This is a genomic window from Streptomyces violaceusniger Tu 4113, from assembly GCF_000147815.2.
GTDB lineage: Bacteria > Actinomycetota > Actinomycetes > Streptomycetales > Streptomycetaceae > Streptomyces > Streptomyces violaceusniger_A.
This window is the reverse complement of the sequence record NC_015957.1, coordinates 5821056-5836755: the sequence shown is the minus strand read 5'-3', so window position 1 is coordinate 5836755 and position 15700 is coordinate 5821056. Positions and strand designations below refer to the sequence as shown.

Sequence of the window (15700 nt, the reverse complement as noted above, 5' to 3'; positions counted from 1 at the left end):
GCTGACGTTGCTTCGGTGTCCGTCGGGTGAACACCGTGCGGACATCACATCACGCGGTCGGCCGCTCGCCGGTGTGCGCCGGGTTTCGGGATCGAGGTGTCGGGCTCAGTGCGCGGCGATCCGCGCGGCCACGCAGAGGTCCTCGTTGCGGTAGCCGAGGCGGGTGTAGAGCCGTTCGGCGGGGGCGTTGTCGGCGAGCTGCCACAGTGTGCAGAAGCCGTGCCGGCGTACGGCGTACCGGGTGAGCCAGGAGGTCAGCGCCGCGCCGAGCCCCTGGCCGCGCTGCCGGGCGTCGGTCGCCACGGACGCCATCAGCGGGGCGCCGCTGTCCCGCAGGCTGCTCAGGGCGCCGCAGGCCACCAGCCGCCCGTCCTCGTCCCGGATCCCGGCCCACAGGCTGATACCCGAGGAGTCGGGACCGGTCGAATGGGCCGGGCTGTGTTCCCGGAGGAAGGCCAGCAGCTCCTCGTGGTGGCCCTCGCCGAGCTCCACCACGCGCTCCTCACCCGGATGGACGGGCGGCTCGTCCGGTGTCCAGCGGAAGACCCACTCGACCACATCGGCCAGCGGCAGATGGCGGGCGACCAGGGTGTCGGTGCCGCGGGGACCCGTGAACTCCTTCACCTCGTCGGGAAGGCGCTGTGCCGCGCCCAGCACCAGTCCGGCGGCGGCCACCGGCTTCCCGACGCTCCACACATGACTCCGGGAGCCATCGAGCCAGGCCACGGCGCCGGGGCCGGACCAGCTGAGCCGGCCGGCCGGGCGTCGGCGCGCCGCGCCGAAACGCAGCAGGGCGGAGCCCGGGCGGTCCTCCAGGCCCTGGGTGAACAGATCCGCGGTGCGGGGAGGGAACGTCGTGGACTGCATCACTTTCGGAAGGGTGGGGAGTAGGGGAGGGGCGGTCCACTGTGGCATACCGCCCCGGGCCGGGGGCAAATGCGGTGGACCCCGCCCGGGAGGGGCGGGGTTCACGGTCACGGGGAGGGGTGCTCAGATGCGGTAGGCATAGTAGGCCGAGGTCGGGTACGAGGCGATGATGCTGGCCACGGACTTCCGGTAGGTGTTGACCGAGTGGTAGGTCAGATACGGGACCCCGCTGGAGCTCCGGTAGGTGACGACCATGGTGTGGTCCTTGGACCCGTCCTTGTCGAAGTCCATCTGCATGACGTCGCCGACGCCCATGTAGTAGACGTTCGCCAGGTTGGTGGCGCGCTTGGAGTCCAGCGTGAACCACGACCACTCGTTGGTGCCCACCCAGGACGTCGACTGGTACGAGGTGTCGTACCACCAGCTGCGGTAGTCCTCGGCGTCGCCGGACTTGTTGGCCCAGCCGCCCGCCTTCAGGGCCTGGCTGACGAAGTTGGTGCAGTCGCCACCGGCCTCGTTGAACTTCCGGTAGGCAGGGTTGTAGTTCTGCCAGTACTTCTCGGCGTACGCGGCCATCGCCGCGTAGTTGTAGCTTCCCGCGGGCTTGGTCTGCGGCCGGGACGGCACCGAGATGGCGGCGGGCGTCGCATCGGGCAGGGCCGTCGTCCTGGCCGCCACCGGCGCCGTGGCGGGCTCGTTGACCGCCAGCGGGCCGTCGTCGGTCGAGGTGAGGCCGGTCAGCCGCCACTTCCCGTCCGCGGTGGCGGCGAAGCTCAGCCGGTGGTGCGCCTGGAAGCCGGTCGTCGCGGGCTCGTCGCCGCGTATCTTCTTGTAGGCCAGCGTCGTGGTCTCGGTGGCCTGGACGGTGGCGTGTCCGGCCTCGACCCGCACCCGGTCCACCGTCACCTTGGTGTCGGCGGATGTGTACGCCTCGCCCAGGGCCGCGAGCCGCGCCTTGCGGGAGCGCAGCGTGGACAGCGCGGTGTCCTCGGTCCGGCTCTGGCCGGCCGACAGGCGGACGTTCTTCTCGGTGAGCGGGGCCGCGCGCCGCACCGACTGCTCGGTGTCCAGCAGCGCCGCCGTGCGCTGGGTCAGCACCGCGTCGGCCAGGCGCCCGAAGGACTGCGCGGTCGCGGTGTCCACGGTGCCGGCCGCCGCCGGGGTCTGCGCCGCGCTCGCGGCGGAGGCGGGCAGGACCACGGCGGACAGGGCCGCCGTCAGCACGGCCCCCACGGCGGATCTGAAGGTCGTTGACTTCACGTGTATTTCCCCTCCACACCCCCGGCCCGGACGGGCCGGGGTCACCGAATCATCACATGAACTCCGTGTGTGTGGAGGTCATGTGATGATTTCGGCTGTGCGGAGGCCGGGCCCGTCCGAGACTGTGCGTGGAGGCCGGGTCGTGCCTGGCGTTGTCACCAGGTGACGGGCAGCTCGTGTGCTCCGTAGATGACCATGTCGCTGCGCATCCGGACCTCCTCCGGGGGCACGGCGAGCCGCAGCCCCGGGAACCGGCGGATCAATCCGCGGTAGCCCGACACCAGCTCGATCCTGGCCAGATGCTGACCGAGACACTGATGGATGCCGTATCCGAAGGCCAGATGGCTGCTGCGGGGACGCCCGACATCGAGCGTGTCCGGGTCGTCCACCAGCGCCGGGTCCCGGTTGACCGCCGGGACCGAGACGGCCACGGACTGGCCCGCCGCGATGGTGACACCGCCGACGACCACGTCCTCCAGCGCGATACGGACGGGGAAGGCATTGACGATGCTGAGATAGCGCAGCAGCTCCTCGACGGCTGTCGGAAGGAGCGACTCGTCGGCCCGCAGCCGCTCGAACTGCTCGGGCCGGCGCAGCAGGGCGAAGGTGCCGAGGCTGAGCATGTTGGTGGTGGTCTCGTGGCCGGCGATCAGCAGCAGCCCCGCGATACCGCCGATCTCCATGTCATTGAGCTCGTCGACGGCGGTCAACAGGGAGATCAGATCGTCCTGCGGCTCCTTGCGCTTGGCCTCGACCAGTGTGCGCAGGAAGTCGTCGAGTGCGGTCTTCCCGGCGACGAACTCCTCGTCGGTGCGGTCCTGGCGGAGCAGCCGCGCGGCGACGGTCTGGAAGAACTCCCGCTCCTCGTACGGCACACCGAGCATCTCGCAGATCACCAGCGAGGGAATGGGGAGGGCGAAGTGCCGCACCAGATCGGCCGGTTTGCCGGCCGCCTCCAACGCGTCCAGTTGGTTGGCAACGATGTCTTCTACGCGCGCTTCCAGCTCGCGCATCCGCCGCACCGTGAAGTACCGCGTGAGCTGTCCCCGGTAGCGGCCGTGCTCCGGCGCGTCCATGGCCAGGAATGACCCCGCCCCGCTGCTGCGGTCCCGGCGGACCGACTCGGGGACCTTCCGCATCGTGTCGTCGCCACGCCAGCGCTCGGCGCTGAACCGGGAATCCCGCAGTACCTCCCGCGCCTCGTGATACCCGGTCACCAGCCAGCCGGCGCTGCCGCCGGCGAACCTCAGCGGGCTGATCGGTGGCCCGGTGAGCAGCGCACGTGCCGGGTTGACGTAGTCGTCCCGGTCGTTCGGATATGAAGGGAGGTCGTGGAGGTCTCGGAGGTCGTCATGGGTCGTGGGCATCGGAGCGTTCACGATGGCTCTCCTTCGTGCTTCCTCGAACTTTCCGGGGCGAACTTCCCGGAGCCGTCGGCCGCGGCTTTCAATAGGGAACGCTACCGATAGGGTTCCCTACTGAACAGAGGGACAGATCGGCTACCGTACGGATCTGGCCAGGTTTCCGAACAACTGGAGGAGAGGGGCACACCGATGCCGCCGCAGCGGTCAAAGACCGTGGAAGCGCTGATCGTCGGGGCGGAGCGGGCGTTCTCCGAACGCGGCTTCCACGGGGCCTCGATCGGATACATCTGCCAGTGCGCGGGCAGGACCACCGGGGCCTTCTACTCCAACTACGACAGCAAGCTGAAGCTCTTCCTCGATGTCTTCCGGCGGCACAGCGACCGCACCGCCGACTACATCGGGGAGCGGATCGCCGAGATGGACACCGGACGGGATCTGACCCCCCAGCTCGCCCGGACCTTCGCCGAGATCTTCAACGGGGAGCATCTGGACACCCGGTGGGTCTTCATCCACCTGGAATTCCGGCTGATGGCGCTCCGGGACGGCGATGCCGCCTCCGCGCTGGTGGAACACGAGAGGCGGTTCAGCCGCCGTATCGGCACCATGCTGGACGGGCTGTTCGATCGGGCCGGGCACCGGCCCGCCCTGCGAGGCACCGAACTGGCCACGCTGCTCGGCGCGATGACGCGGGGCATCAAACTGGACCGGGGCATCTACGCGATGGGCGGTGTCGACGACCCACTCTCGGCCGACCAGGTGGCGAGCGCGCTGGAGGGCTTGTTCCGCTCGGTGGACTGAGTCCGCGGCCACGTCACGCGCGTCGTCGTTCGCTTGGCCACCGCGGCTGTGGGTCGGCCACCGCGGCCTTTGCCCGCCCGCGGTGGCCTGAGCGTGCCTGAGGTCCGCCCGCCCGGCGGAAGCTGTCGACGGGACCGCCGAAACCGCCCTCGGGGCCCTTCTAGTTGATCGCCAGGGCGTCATCGCCCTTCATCCCCACGGTGCCCTCGCCCCGTCCCGTCCCTGCCGCCCTTGCACGACAGGGTCGGGAAAGGCTCGTCCTCGCCGCCCTTCCGGCCGGATCCAGGACACCCGTGGCCGCGATCTGTACGCCACCCTGCGCGCCTGGATCGACGCGAACACCGACGCCCAGCGGACCGCCCGCCATCCCGGTCTCAGCCGGAACACCGTCAGGGCCCATCTGCGGGCCGCCGAACACCTGCTCAGCCGTGATCTCCTCACCACCGGCTCCGGCATCCACGACCTGGTGCACGCCCTGCACATCACCGGACTCCAGCCGGTGGACTGACTGCGCACGGTGCACATATCGCGGGCGCGCGATGCGCACCGTGCACCGTTGCCCGCCCCGGTGATCCGCTTTACCGTCACTCCTGCCGCGCGGCGCGGGAACGAAGCCTCGCCTCCCAGCGTGACGCCGGTCTGTATCACCACGAGGGGAGTGATGCAGGCCGGCGCCGTACGGTGCTTCACAGCTCCGAGGGCTTCTTTCCCGCGGTGGGCGCGGTACCCGCTCGGGGACGTGCCGGTCCGCGTCCCCGGGTGACGGCGAGCACCGCACCCGACAGCAGCACCAGGGCGCCCAGCGCCTGCAGACCGCCGAAGGACTCGTCCAGGAAGAGCATGGCGCACACGGTGTTGATCACCGGGACCATGAACATCATCAACGACGCGGACGCGGGACCCACCGCGCCCACTCCGCGGTAGTAGAGGAGATTGGCGACGGCGGCCGGGCCGATGGCGAGGAACACCACGTTCAGCCAGAGGCCGGCCGGCAGCTCACTCCAGTGCGTATCGCCGATATCGGGTACGGCGAGCGCCCCCAGCAGCACCGCCCCCGCACACGTCGCGTAGGTCGTGGCGCGCAGCGGATCGACACCGGCCAGCACCCGGGGCCCGATGAGCGTGTACGCGGCCCAGCACACCGCGCTGAGCAGATAGAGCAGATCGCCCGTCAGCCGGGTGGCGCCGCCGTGCGCGCTGCCGCCCGCGCCGAAGAAGAACACCACTGCCCCGGCGAGCCCGAGCGCGAGCCCCGCCAGCCGTGCGCCGGAGGGCCGGTCACGGCCGGTGAACAGGAGAAAGGCGCTGGTGAGCACCGAGCTCAGGACGGGGATGAGGATTCCCGCGTCGAGCGAGGGCGCCAGCGACAGCCCCCAGAAGAAGAAGCCGTTGTAGGCGAAGACCCCCAGCAGGCCCGCGAGCGCGGCCCGCCCGCCACCGCGCGCGGAAGCAGGGGCGGCCGGTCTGCCGAAGAGCGCCACGGCCGCCAGCAGGGCGATGGCCCCGCCGCCGAAGCGCAGCAGCGCCGCCACGGTGTGCGGCATCTGGGCGACCACCGACTTGGAACTGGAGAAGGCGCTGCCCCACAGCAGCATGGTGACCGTGAGCAGGAGATACGGGCTCTTCCAGCCCTTGTTCGCAGGCATGCGCCGACCCTGGCCCCCGGCCTCGCCTCCGGTCTTGAACGCTGGTGCGCCCGCGTAGCGCCGCCCTGTCCGATCCGTGAGGAATACCCCTTCCCGGGGCGTGGAACCGAGTAGGTGTCATCCGTGGCAGCCAAGCCTCGGAGGGCAACCCGTGACATGGACCGTCCATGACGGTTCCCGCTTCGGAAGGTGGTAGGTGGTCCCGTTGAACACCGCTGACCAGGAGACACCCAGCGAGCGCAAGGAGTTCCGCCGATCCGGGCCGCACTTCGCCGACCGGATCACCGCCGACGGCCGGGACGGCTGGCCGGTGGAGGCCGGGCGCTATCGGCTGGTGGCCAGCCGGGCCTGTCCGTGGGCGAGCCGGGCGCTGATCTCACGGCGGCTGCTCGGCCTGGAGCCGGCCCTCTCGCTGGCCATCACCGATCCCATCCAGGACGAGCGTAGCTGGCGCTTCACTCTCGACCCGGGGGACCGGGACCCGGTGCTGGGCATCGCCTTCCTCAGCGAGGCGTACGACGCCCGCGAGACCGGATATCCGGGCGGGGTGAGCGTGCCCGCGGTCGTGGACGTCCCCAGTGGAGCGCTGGTCACCAACGACTTCCACCGGATCACCCTGGACCTCGCCACCGAATGGACCGCCCTCCAGCGCGAGGGTGCCCCGGACCTGTATCCCGAGGAGCACCGCGACGAGATCGACGACGTGGCGGAGGGGGTCTACCGCGATGTGAACAACGGTGTGTACCGGGCGGGCTTCGCCGAGCACCAGGACACCTACGACGACGCGTACCGGCGACTCTTCGCCCGCCTCGACGAGCTGTCCGAGCGGCTGTCCACGCGCCGCTATCTGGTCGGCGACACCATCACCGAGGCCGACATCCGGCTGTTCACCACGCTGGTCCGCTTCGACGCCGTCTACCACGGCCACTTCAAGTGCAACCGCAACAAGCTCAGCGAGGACCCGGTGCTGTGGGCCTATGTCCGTGACCTCTTCCAGACACCGGGTTTCGGGGACACCGTCGACTTCGACCACATCAAGCGCCACTACTACCGGGTGCACACCAACATCAATCCCACCGGCATCGTTCCGCTCGGCCCCGACCTCTCCGGCTGGCTGACCCCGCATCACCGTGAGGAGCTGGGCGGGCGCCCGTTCGGCGACGGCACCGCGCCCGGTCCGGTGCCGGACGGCGAGGTGGTACCGGAGGCGGGCCGGGCGGTCTGAAGTCGCACATGTCGCATTCCCGCCCCGTCACGCCCTCGCATGCGGCCTTGTTCGCCTGGTCTTCAAGCGATCGGCACACCTGTTACACAGACGCCATGTGTGCCACCCGGCTCATGTGCCACCTCGGCCCCGGCCCTGGCGGTCCGAACCGAAATGACGCGCGTCACCTCGCCCGAGGGATGCGATACCAGGTGAGGTCGGTGACCTTCCTGTGAGGGAATGGCGTCGATGAGGTGCGCGACTGTGTTCGTCGTGTGATCGGAAAGTGGCGGAATGCCCGGTTCCGGCTCGTGGGTGATTCGCCGCGTGGCGGACCCCGTGGTTACATCCCTTCCGCGCTCAGGCATTTCACGGAGCCCGGTGTCCTCCGGGCATCCCGTGACCATGCCGCGGGAGCTGATTCCCCTCGGCCCCCGTGCGCTGTTGCAAGCTCAAAGAGACGTTCACCCAAGGGAGACGCAACAATGAACAACGCGCCCAAGGTCGCGACCCAGGAGATCTCCGACGCCGAGCTGGACAACGTGGCGGGCGGGATCGCCAGCCCCGTGGGCGACGTCCTCGGCCCGGTGACCGGCGTCCTCGGCACCGTGACCGGCACCGTGGACGGCCTCACCGGCCTGAACACCACCGGCATCGTCGGTGGGGTCGTCGGCACCCTCTGAGGCTGCTTTACCGCTCCCCTGTGCCCCGGGCCTGCCTGGTCCGGGGCACTCGGCGGTCCGCGGCCCCCCTTGATCACTCCCTTCGCGGCTGAGGAAAGACTCTCGTGCAGTTCCGCCAGCAGGCCCTCTCCAAGCTGCAGTCGGCAGAGGACATCGACCTGCCGGTGCGCTACGCCCGCCCCCAGGGATGGCTGGCACTGGCGGTCACGATGGCGGTCATGGCCGGTGCCGCCGTATGGGCCGTCACCGGCACCGTGTCCAACACCCTTGATGCCACCGGGATCCTCACCCACGGCCAGGGCAGCTATGTGCTGCAGAGCCCGATCGCCGGCCAGGTGACCTCCGTCCTCGCCCAGGAGGGCAGCACCCTCCCGGCGGGCGCACCACTGCTGAAGGTCCGCACCACCCGTGGCACCACGGTCGTGCGCACCATCGCGGGCGGCCGGCTCACCACCCTCACCGCCTCGATCGGCTCCGTGCTGACCACCGGCGCCAACGTCGCCTCCGTGGAGCGGGTCGGCCACTCCGACGATCCCCTGGTCGCGACCCTGTACATCCCCGCGGACCGGGCGGCGTCGGTGCGGCCGGGCGCGTCGGTCGACCTCAGTGTGCAGTCCGCGCCCACCCAGACCTACGGTGTGCTCCGCGGTGAAGTGCGCGCCGTCGGCCGGACCGCCCAGTCGAGCCAGCAGATCGGCTCCTACCTCGGCAGTGAGCAACTCGGCGAGGAGTTCTCCAAGCACGGCCCGCCGGTCGCCGTCCAGGTACGCCTTCAGCGCAGCTCCGGCACCCGCTCCGGCTACCGCTGGTCGTCCCCCGAGGGCCCGCCGTTCGTCCTCGGCTCCATGACCCTGACCAGCGGCACCGTCCATCTGGCCGACCAACATCCCAGCGATTGGCTGCTCCCGTGACCGCGACGAACCAGGGCGGGCCGCCCCGGCCCGCACCCGCCGGAAGCAGCGGAGCGCGCCGCCCCCAGCCGGCCCGCGGACGGCGCCGGGCGCCACGTGGCGGAGCCGGACCGAGGAAGACCCGGCGCCGGACCGTGCGCACCCCCACCGTGCTCCAGATGGAGGCCCTGGAGTGCGGTGCGGCGTCGCTCGCCATGGTGCTCGCCCACTACGGGCGCCATGTGCCGCTGGAGGAGCTGCGGATCGCCTGCGGTGTCTCCCGGGACGGATCGCGCGCCAGCAATCTGCTCAAGGCCGCCCGGAGCTACGGTCTGCGCGCCAAGGGCATGCAGATGGAGCCCGAGGCCCTCGCGGAGGTCAAGGCCCCGGCCATCCTGTTCTGGGAGTTCAACCACTACGTCGTCTACGACGGAATGGGACGGCGGTTCGGCAAGCGCGGCGTCCACATCAACGACCCCGACAAGGGGCGCCGTTTCGTCCCCGTCGAGGAATTCGACACCAGCTTCACCGGTGTGGTCCTGGTCCTCGAACCCGAGGACTCCTTCCGCCGGGGCGGGCGCCGTCCCGGGGTGCTGGGCGCCCTGCCGCCGCGCATGCGCGGCACCACGGGCACCCTGCTGGCCTCGCTGCTGGCCAGCCTGCTGCTGGTGGCGGTGGGAGCCGCGGTCCCGGCGCTCAGCCGCACCTTCATCGACACCTTCCTGATCGGCGGCCAGGACTCGACGCTGGACCCACTGTTCGCGTCCATGGCCGTGGCGGTGGTGCTCACCGCCGTGCTGACCGGCGTCCAGCAGGCGAACCTGCTGCGCGGACGCATCATCTCCTCCACCCTCAGCAGCGCACGGTTCCTGCGGCATCTGCTGCGGCTGCCCGTCACCTTCTTCGCCCAGCGCAGCCCGGCCGACCTGGTCCAGCGGCTGCGTTCCAACGACACCGTCGCCGAAACCCTCGCCCGCGATCTGGCCGCCGCGGCCGTCGACGGGGTCGTCGTGGTGCTCTACGCCTTTCTGCTGTGGACCTACGATCCCCAACTCACCGGTGTCGGCGTCGGGTTGGCGCTGCTCAACGTGGTGGCGATACGGGTGGTGGTGCGGCTGCGGGCCACCAGGACCCAGAAGCTGCGGGCCGACACCGCGCGGCTGACCACCACCTCGTACACCGGTCTCCAGCTCATCGAGACGGTGAAGGCCACCGGCGGGGAGACCGGCTTCTTCCGCCGCTGGGCCGGACAGCACGCCATCACCCTGGAGGAGCAGCAGCGCCTCGGCGTGCCGAGCGCCGTACTGGCCGTGGTCGCCCCCACCCTCGCCACCCTCAACAGCGCCCTCATTCTCTGGATCGGCGGGCTGCGGGCCGTCGAGGGCCATATCTCCATCGGTCTGCTGGTGGCCTTCCAGGCACTGGTGACCCGCTTCACCGCGCCCATCACCCGGCTCAACGGAGTGGCCGGACGCATCCAGGACTTCTCCGCCGATGTGACCCGGCTCAAGGACGTGGAGAACTTCCCGGTGGACTCCCTCTACACCCGCGACGAGCCGCGCGAGGACACCCGCCGGCTGACCGGGCAGGTGACACTGGAGAACATCACCTTCGGCTACAGCCCGCTGGACGAACCGCTGCTGCGCGACTTCTCGCTGTCCGTCGGCCCCGGCCGCCAGGTGGCGCTGGTCGGCGCCTCCGGCAGCGGCAAGTCCACCGTCTCCCGGCTCGTCTCCGGCCTCTACGCCCCCTGGGAGGGGGTCATCCGCATCGACGGACAGCGTCTGGAGGACATCCCCCGCGGTGCGCTGGCCGCCTCGGTCTCCTTCGTCGACCAGGACGTCTTCCTGTTCGAGGGCACGGTGCGGGACAACGTGGCGCTCTGGGACCCGTCGATCCCGGACGAGGCGGTGGTGGAGGCCCTGCGGGACGCCGCGCTCTACGACGATGTGATCACACGGCGCCCGGAGGGGATCCACTGCCGGGTGGAGCAGGACGGCCGCAACTTCTCCGGCGGCCAGCGGCAACGGCTGGAGATCGCCCGCGCCCTGGTGCGCCGCCCCAGCGTGCTGGTCCTGGACGAGGTCACCAGCGCCCTGGACGCGCGTACCGAGCAGATCGTCATGGACAACCTGCGCCGCCGCGGCTGTGCGTGTGTGGTGATCGCCCACCGGCTCAGCACCGTGCGGGACAGCGACGAGATCCTCGTCCTGAACCGCGGCACGGTCGTCGAACGCGGACGGCACGAGGACCTCGCCGCCGCCGGAGGCCCGTACGCCGAGCTGATGAAGGAGCACTGACATGGCGTCCGTTCACCCGGCCGCGGCGGTGGCCGCGGACGGCGGCGACGCGGTGGTCCAGGCGCTGGGCGCCCTCGGCACGCCCGTCGACCGCGCCGGGCTGCGCAGCCTGCCGTTGGAGGGCCCACAGGTGCTCTGGCTCGTCGTCGGCGGGGCCCTGGACCTGTTCGCGGTCGACGCCGCCGAGGAGGGGCAGTGGCACTTCCTCGGCCGGCTGGAGACGGGCGCCGCGCTCCCGGGCCCGGTCGAGGGGCCACGCCACACCCTGCTGGGCCGGCCCTCGCAGGACTGCCTGGTGCGCCGCATCCCGCTGCGCGAGCTGTACCGCCCGGAGGCGTACGACGCGTACGGCACGGGCCGGACCCACGACCCGTACGGCACCCACGGGGGCGGCGGATTCCAGGACACCCCGCCCACCCCGCTGGAGCACGCCGTGGCGCTCGGGGTGAGCCGCAGCCTCGGCGTCCTCTTCCAGGCCCCGCTGGACGGCGGGGCCGCGCCCGAGGCGGAGGCGGCCGACGAGGACCTGCTCTGGCTGCCGGTGCCGCCCGGCAGTGTGCGCTACGGCGCCGAGTACAGCGCTCAGGCCGCCGGTGACCTCTTGATCGACGGCGCGCTGTGGCAGCGGATGGTCAACCAGCAGTACCGCCTCGGCACCGCCGTGGACCGCTGGATCGAGACCATGGAACGGGCCCACGCGGACCGCACCGCGGCCGGCATCCGGGCCGGTGAGGCCGTGCGCACCCGCGCCGACCAGGCGCTGATCGCCTCCATCGGAGGGCAGCGGCGGGAGCGGCGGCCGTCGGAGGAGAGCACCGACGACGCGGTGCACGCGGTGTGCCGCCGGGTGGCGGAGGCCGCCGGGATCACCCTGCCCGAACCGCCGAGGGGACGCGCCACCGAGGACCGTACGGACCCGGTGGAGCGCATCGCCGCCCACGCCCGGATCCGCACCCGCGCCGTCCGGCTGGAGGGCGGCTGGTGGCGGGAGGACGCCGGACCCCTGGTGGGCTACCGCGCCAAGTCCGGGGCCCCGGTGGCGCTGCTGTGGCGGCGCGGCCGGTACGAGGCGGTCAACCCCGCCTCGGGCCTGCGGATCCGCGTCGGCGGCGGCAATGCGGAGGAGTTCGAGCCGCGGGCCGTGATGTTCTACCGTCCGCTGCCCGACCGGCCGATGACGATGTGGCGGCTGATGCGCTTCAGCGTGCGCGGCGCCGCCGGGGACGCCCGCAACCTCCTGATCGCCGGGCTGGTGACGGTGGCGCTCGGCGCGCTGGTGCCGCTCGCCACCGGCCAGGTGCTGGGCGGCTTCGTGCCCCGCGCCGAGAAGAGCCCCATCGTCCAGATCTCCCTGGCCCTGATCGTCTCCGGCGTCGTCGCGGCCGCCTTCATGCTGCTGCAGAACCTGACCCTGCTGCGTCTCGAGGGGCGGCTGGAGTCCACCCTCCAGCCCGCGGTGTGGGACCGGCTGCTGCGGCTGCCCACCACCTTCTTCGCCCAGCGCTCCACCGGAGAGCTGGCCAGCGCGGCGATGGGCATCAGCACCATGCGCAGGGTGGTGTCCGGGATCGCCCCGACGGCCCTCCAGGCCGGCACCGTGGGCGCGATGAACCTCGCCCTGCTGCTGTACTACAGCGCCTCCCTGGCGCTCGCGGTGATCGCCGTACTGCTGGTGGTCTCCGGGGTCTTCCTCGGGATGGGGCTGTGGCAGGTGCGCTGGCAGCGACGGCTGGTGGAGAGCGAGAACAAGCTCAACAACCAGGCGTTCCAGACCCTGCGCGGGCTGCCCAAGCTGCGCGTCGCCGCGGCCGAGAACTTCGCCTACGCGGCCTGGGCCCGTGGTTTCGCCCACTCCCGCGATCTGCACCAGCGCACCGGGCGCATCAAGAACCTCACCCAGGTGCTGGACGCCGTCTACCTTCCGCTGGTCTCCCTCACCGTGTTCATGCTGCTGGCCGGCCCGGCGCGGGGCAGCATGTCGGCGGGGGCGTTTCTGACCTTCAACACCTCCGTGACCATGCTGCTCACCTCCCTTACGCAGCTCACCAACGCCCTGGTTTCGGTGGTCGCGGTGCTGCCCATGTTCGAGCAGGTCAAGCCGATCCTGGATGAGCCGCCGGAGGTCCGCGGCGGCAGCGCCCAGCCGGGGACGCTCTCCGGTGACCTGCGGGCCAGAAACCTCACCTTCCGCTACGGCGACGACGGGCCGCTGGTGCTCGACGATGTGTCACTGGAGATCCGGCCGGGCGAATTCGTGGCCGTCGTCGGCCCGAGCGGCTGCGGCAAGTCGACCCTGCTGCGGTTGCTCATCGGCTTCGAACGGCCGGTGTCCGGCAGTGTGCTCTACGACGGCCAGGACCTCGCCGCCCTCGACCAGGCGGCCGTGCGCCGCCAGTGCGGGGTGGTCCTCCAGAACGCCCAGCCGCTGGGCGGCACGGTGCTCGACTGCATCCGCGGCGCCGAGCCGTTCACCCCCGAGGAGGCCATGGAGGCCGCCGAACTGTCGGGTCTGGCCGAGGACATCCGCCAGATGCCGATGGGGCTCCAGACCATGATCTCCGGCAGCGGTGCCATCTCCGGTGGTCAGCGGCAGCGGCTGATGATCGCCCAGGCCCTGATCCGCCGTCCGCGCATCCTCTTCTTCGACGAGGCCACCAGCGCCCTGGACAACGAGACCCAGCGCATCGTCATCGACAGCACCCGCCGTCTCCACGCCAGCCGGCTGGTGATCGCGCACCGGCTGTCGACCGTCATGGACGCCGACCGCGTGCTGGTCATGGAGGACGGCCGGATCGTGGAGCAGGGCGCCCCGGCCGAGCTGATGGCCGTCCCGGGCGGAAAGCTGCACGAGCTGGTGCGACGCCAGATGAGCTAGTCAGGCTTCGCGGGGCTACGGGGCTACGGGGCTACGGGGCTACGGGGCTACGGGGCTACGGGGCGGCCGGGCTGGCGGCCTCCTCCTCGGCCTTGTGCGGCTGGACCACCGGGCCGGACCGCCCCCGCAGCGGAACCTCCTGGACGCACAGGGCGGCGATGAAGGCCACGGTGCAGACGACGGCCGCCGTCAGGAAGATCTGCTGGGTGCCGGTGGCGGCCGCGTGGAGATAGCCGTCCCTGGCGGCCTGCGGCAGCCGGGCCAGCGCCGCCGGGTCGGGCCGGACCTCGCCCGTCTCCGCGCCGGCGGGTGCGTGGCCCTGGACGGCGCTGGTGAAGAGCGAACCGAAGACCGCGACACCCAGCGAGCCGCCGATGGTGCGGAACAGGGTGACCGACGCGGAGGCGGCGCCCATGTCGCGCATCTCCACACTGTTCTGCGCGATCGTGGTGACCATCTGCATCTGGCAGCCCATGCCCGCGCCCACCAGGGCCATGAAGCACCCGGTGGCCGTGCGGGAGGTCGTGGTGTCCATGGTGGCCAGCAGGAACAGACCGACGGCCATGCAGACGGTGCCGACGATGGGGAAGATCTTGTACCGGCCGGTGGCGGACATGACCTTGCCGCCGACCTGGGACATGATCACCACGGGGATCATCAAGGGGAGCAGCAGCAGCCCGGAGCGGGAGGCGGAGACGCCCTGGACGGTCTGCTGGTACAGCGGCAGATACAGCGAGCAGCCGAACATGACCACCCCGCCCACCAGGATCAGTGAGGACGCCAGGGCGAAGTTGCGGTGCCCGGTGAAGATGCGCAGCGGCATGAGCGGTTCGGCCGCGCGCCGCTGCCGGGCCACAAAGGCGGCCACGCCCACCGCGGCCAGGGCGAACAGACCCAGGATCTGCCATGAGGTCCATGGATAGGTGGAGCCGGCCCAGGTGGCGGCCAGGGTCAGGGCGCAGATGGTCGCCGTCATCACGGTGATGCCCGGCCAGTCGATACGGGCCTTGGCGCGCGTGACGGGCAGCCGCAGCATGAGCTGACACCAGACCAGGGTGAGCACGCCGAGCGGCAGATTGATGAAGAAGGCCCAGCGCCAGCCGAGATGGCCGGTGACGAAGCCGCCGAGCAACGGGCCGCCGATGGTGCCGATGGCCATGATGGAGGCGGTCATGCCCTGGTAGCGGCCCCGCTCCCGGGGCGGTGCCAGCGAGGCGATCAGCGCGAAGGCGCCGGCGCCGATCCCGCCCGCGCCCAGGCCCTGCAGCGCCCGGAAGACGATCAGCTGGGTCATCGAATGGGCCGCGCCGGACAGCGCCGAGCCGAGCACGAAGACGACGACGGCGATCAGGTACATGTGCTTGCGGCCGTACAGATCGCCGAACTTGCCCCAGACGGGGGTGGAGGCGGCGGTGGCCAGGGTGTACGCGGTCACCACCCAGGAGATGTGCTCCAGGCCGCCGAGATCGCCCACGATCGTGGGCATCGCGGTGCCGACGATCGTGGAGTCGAGCATCGACAACAGCATCGCGAGCAGCACACCGAGCAGGGCCGGACGGACGTTCTTCGGGACGGCCTCCGGCGGGGCGGGATTGCCGGACGGCGGTGCGTCGGATACGGACATGGCTGATCACTTCCTTCTCAACGCGCTCGGCGCGGGGGTGCTCAGGCGGGCCCCGATCAGAAGAGCACACCGGACAAAAATCCCCGAAGCCCTCCGCGAGCACACGCTGCGGATGCACTCCGACGGCCAGCACGACCCCCGGATGGCACGGTTCGGATTGCGGAGTTCGCTCAAGTTTCCCGGCGGATG

General features: G+C 71.0%; 12 protein-coding genes. 7 read left to right on the top strand and 5 right to left on the bottom strand.

Features of this window, described 5'->3' with window-relative positions; translation table 11 throughout:
* Positions 1-105: 105 nt before the first annotated feature.
* From STRVI_RS24125 to STRVI_RS24115, 3 genes are all read right to left on the bottom strand, one after another.
* Positions 106-867, bottom strand: a complete 762-nt coding sequence (locus STRVI_RS24125) for a GNAT family N-acetyltransferase (RefSeq protein WP_014058243.1) — start codon at positions 865-867, stop codon at positions 106-108.
* A 123-nt stretch (positions 868-990) separates the two neighbouring features.
* Entirely contained in the window at positions 991-2127 is a 1137-nt protein-coding gene (locus tag STRVI_RS24120; protein ID WP_014058242.1) for an amidase domain-containing protein, read from the bottom strand.
* 155 nt (positions 2128-2282) lie between these two features.
* The gene (locus STRVI_RS24115) at positions 2283-3506 is read right to left on the bottom strand and encodes a cytochrome P450 (RefSeq protein ID WP_014058241.1); all 1224 of its coding nucleotides are present in this window, start codon (positions 3504-3506) and stop codon (positions 2283-2285) included.
* Between the two features lie 174 nt (positions 3507-3680).
* Between STRVI_RS24115 and STRVI_RS24110 the strand changes: the two genes are divergently transcribed.
* Together STRVI_RS24110 and STRVI_RS56060 are read left to right on the top strand one after the other, a co-directional pair.
* Positions 3681-4289: a TetR/AcrR family transcriptional regulator gene (locus STRVI_RS24110; protein ID WP_014058240.1), complete on the top strand. Its 609-nt coding sequence runs from the start codon at positions 3681-3683 to the stop codon at positions 4287-4289.
* 97 nt (positions 4290-4386) lie between these two features.
* Positions 4387-4797: a helix-turn-helix domain-containing protein gene (locus tag STRVI_RS56060; protein WP_353477079.1), complete on the top strand. Its 411-nt coding sequence runs from the start codon at positions 4387-4389 to the stop codon at positions 4795-4797.
* Between the two features lie 178 nt (positions 4798-4975).
* On the opposite strand, the gene STRVI_RS24100 is transcribed toward STRVI_RS56060, so the two are convergent.
* Positions 4976-5935, bottom strand: coding sequence for a DMT family transporter (locus STRVI_RS24100; RefSeq protein ID WP_014058239.1), 960 nt, complete (start codon positions 5933-5935; stop codon positions 4976-4978).
* A 205-nt stretch (positions 5936-6140) separates the two neighbouring features.
* Here STRVI_RS24100 and STRVI_RS24095 point away from each other — a divergent pair, with 205 nt between their 5' ends.
* The 5 genes from STRVI_RS24095 (at position 6141) to STRVI_RS24075 (ending at position 13887) form a co-directional block, all read left to right on the top strand.
* Positions 6141-7160, top strand: a complete 1020-nt coding sequence (locus STRVI_RS24095; RefSeq protein WP_014058238.1) for a glutathione S-transferase family protein — start codon at positions 6141-6143, stop codon at positions 7158-7160.
* A 464-nt stretch (positions 7161-7624) separates the two neighbouring features.
* Positions 7625-7822, top strand: a complete 198-nt coding sequence (locus STRVI_RS24090) for a hypothetical protein (RefSeq protein WP_014058237.1) — start codon at positions 7625-7627, stop codon at positions 7820-7822.
* Between the two features lie 104 nt (positions 7823-7926).
* The gene (locus tag STRVI_RS24085) at positions 7927-8733 is read left to right on the top strand and encodes an HlyD family efflux transporter periplasmic adaptor subunit (protein WP_014058236.1); all 807 of its coding nucleotides are present in this window, start codon (positions 7927-7929) and stop codon (positions 8731-8733) included.
* 134 nt (positions 8734-8867) lie between these two features.
* Complete coding sequence (locus STRVI_RS24080; RefSeq protein WP_014058235.1) at positions 8868-11012, top strand: NHLP family bacteriocin export ABC transporter peptidase/permease/ATPase subunit; 2145 nt, start codon at positions 8868-8870, stop codon at positions 11010-11012.
* Position 11013: 1 nt separating this feature from the next.
* Positions 11014-13887 carry an NHLP bacteriocin export ABC transporter permease/ATPase subunit gene (locus tag STRVI_RS24075; RefSeq protein WP_014058234.1) on the top strand — a complete coding sequence of 958 codons (2874 nt, stop codon included), beginning with the start codon at positions 11014-11016 and terminating at the stop codon, positions 13885-13887.
* 55 nt (positions 13888-13942) lie between these two features.
* Here STRVI_RS24075 and STRVI_RS24070 read toward each other — a convergent pair whose 3' ends face one another.
* Positions 13943-15511: an MDR family MFS transporter gene (locus STRVI_RS24070; protein WP_014058233.1), complete on the bottom strand. Its 1569-nt coding sequence runs from the start codon at positions 15509-15511 to the stop codon at positions 13943-13945.
* Positions 15512-15700: the final 189 nt, after the last annotated feature.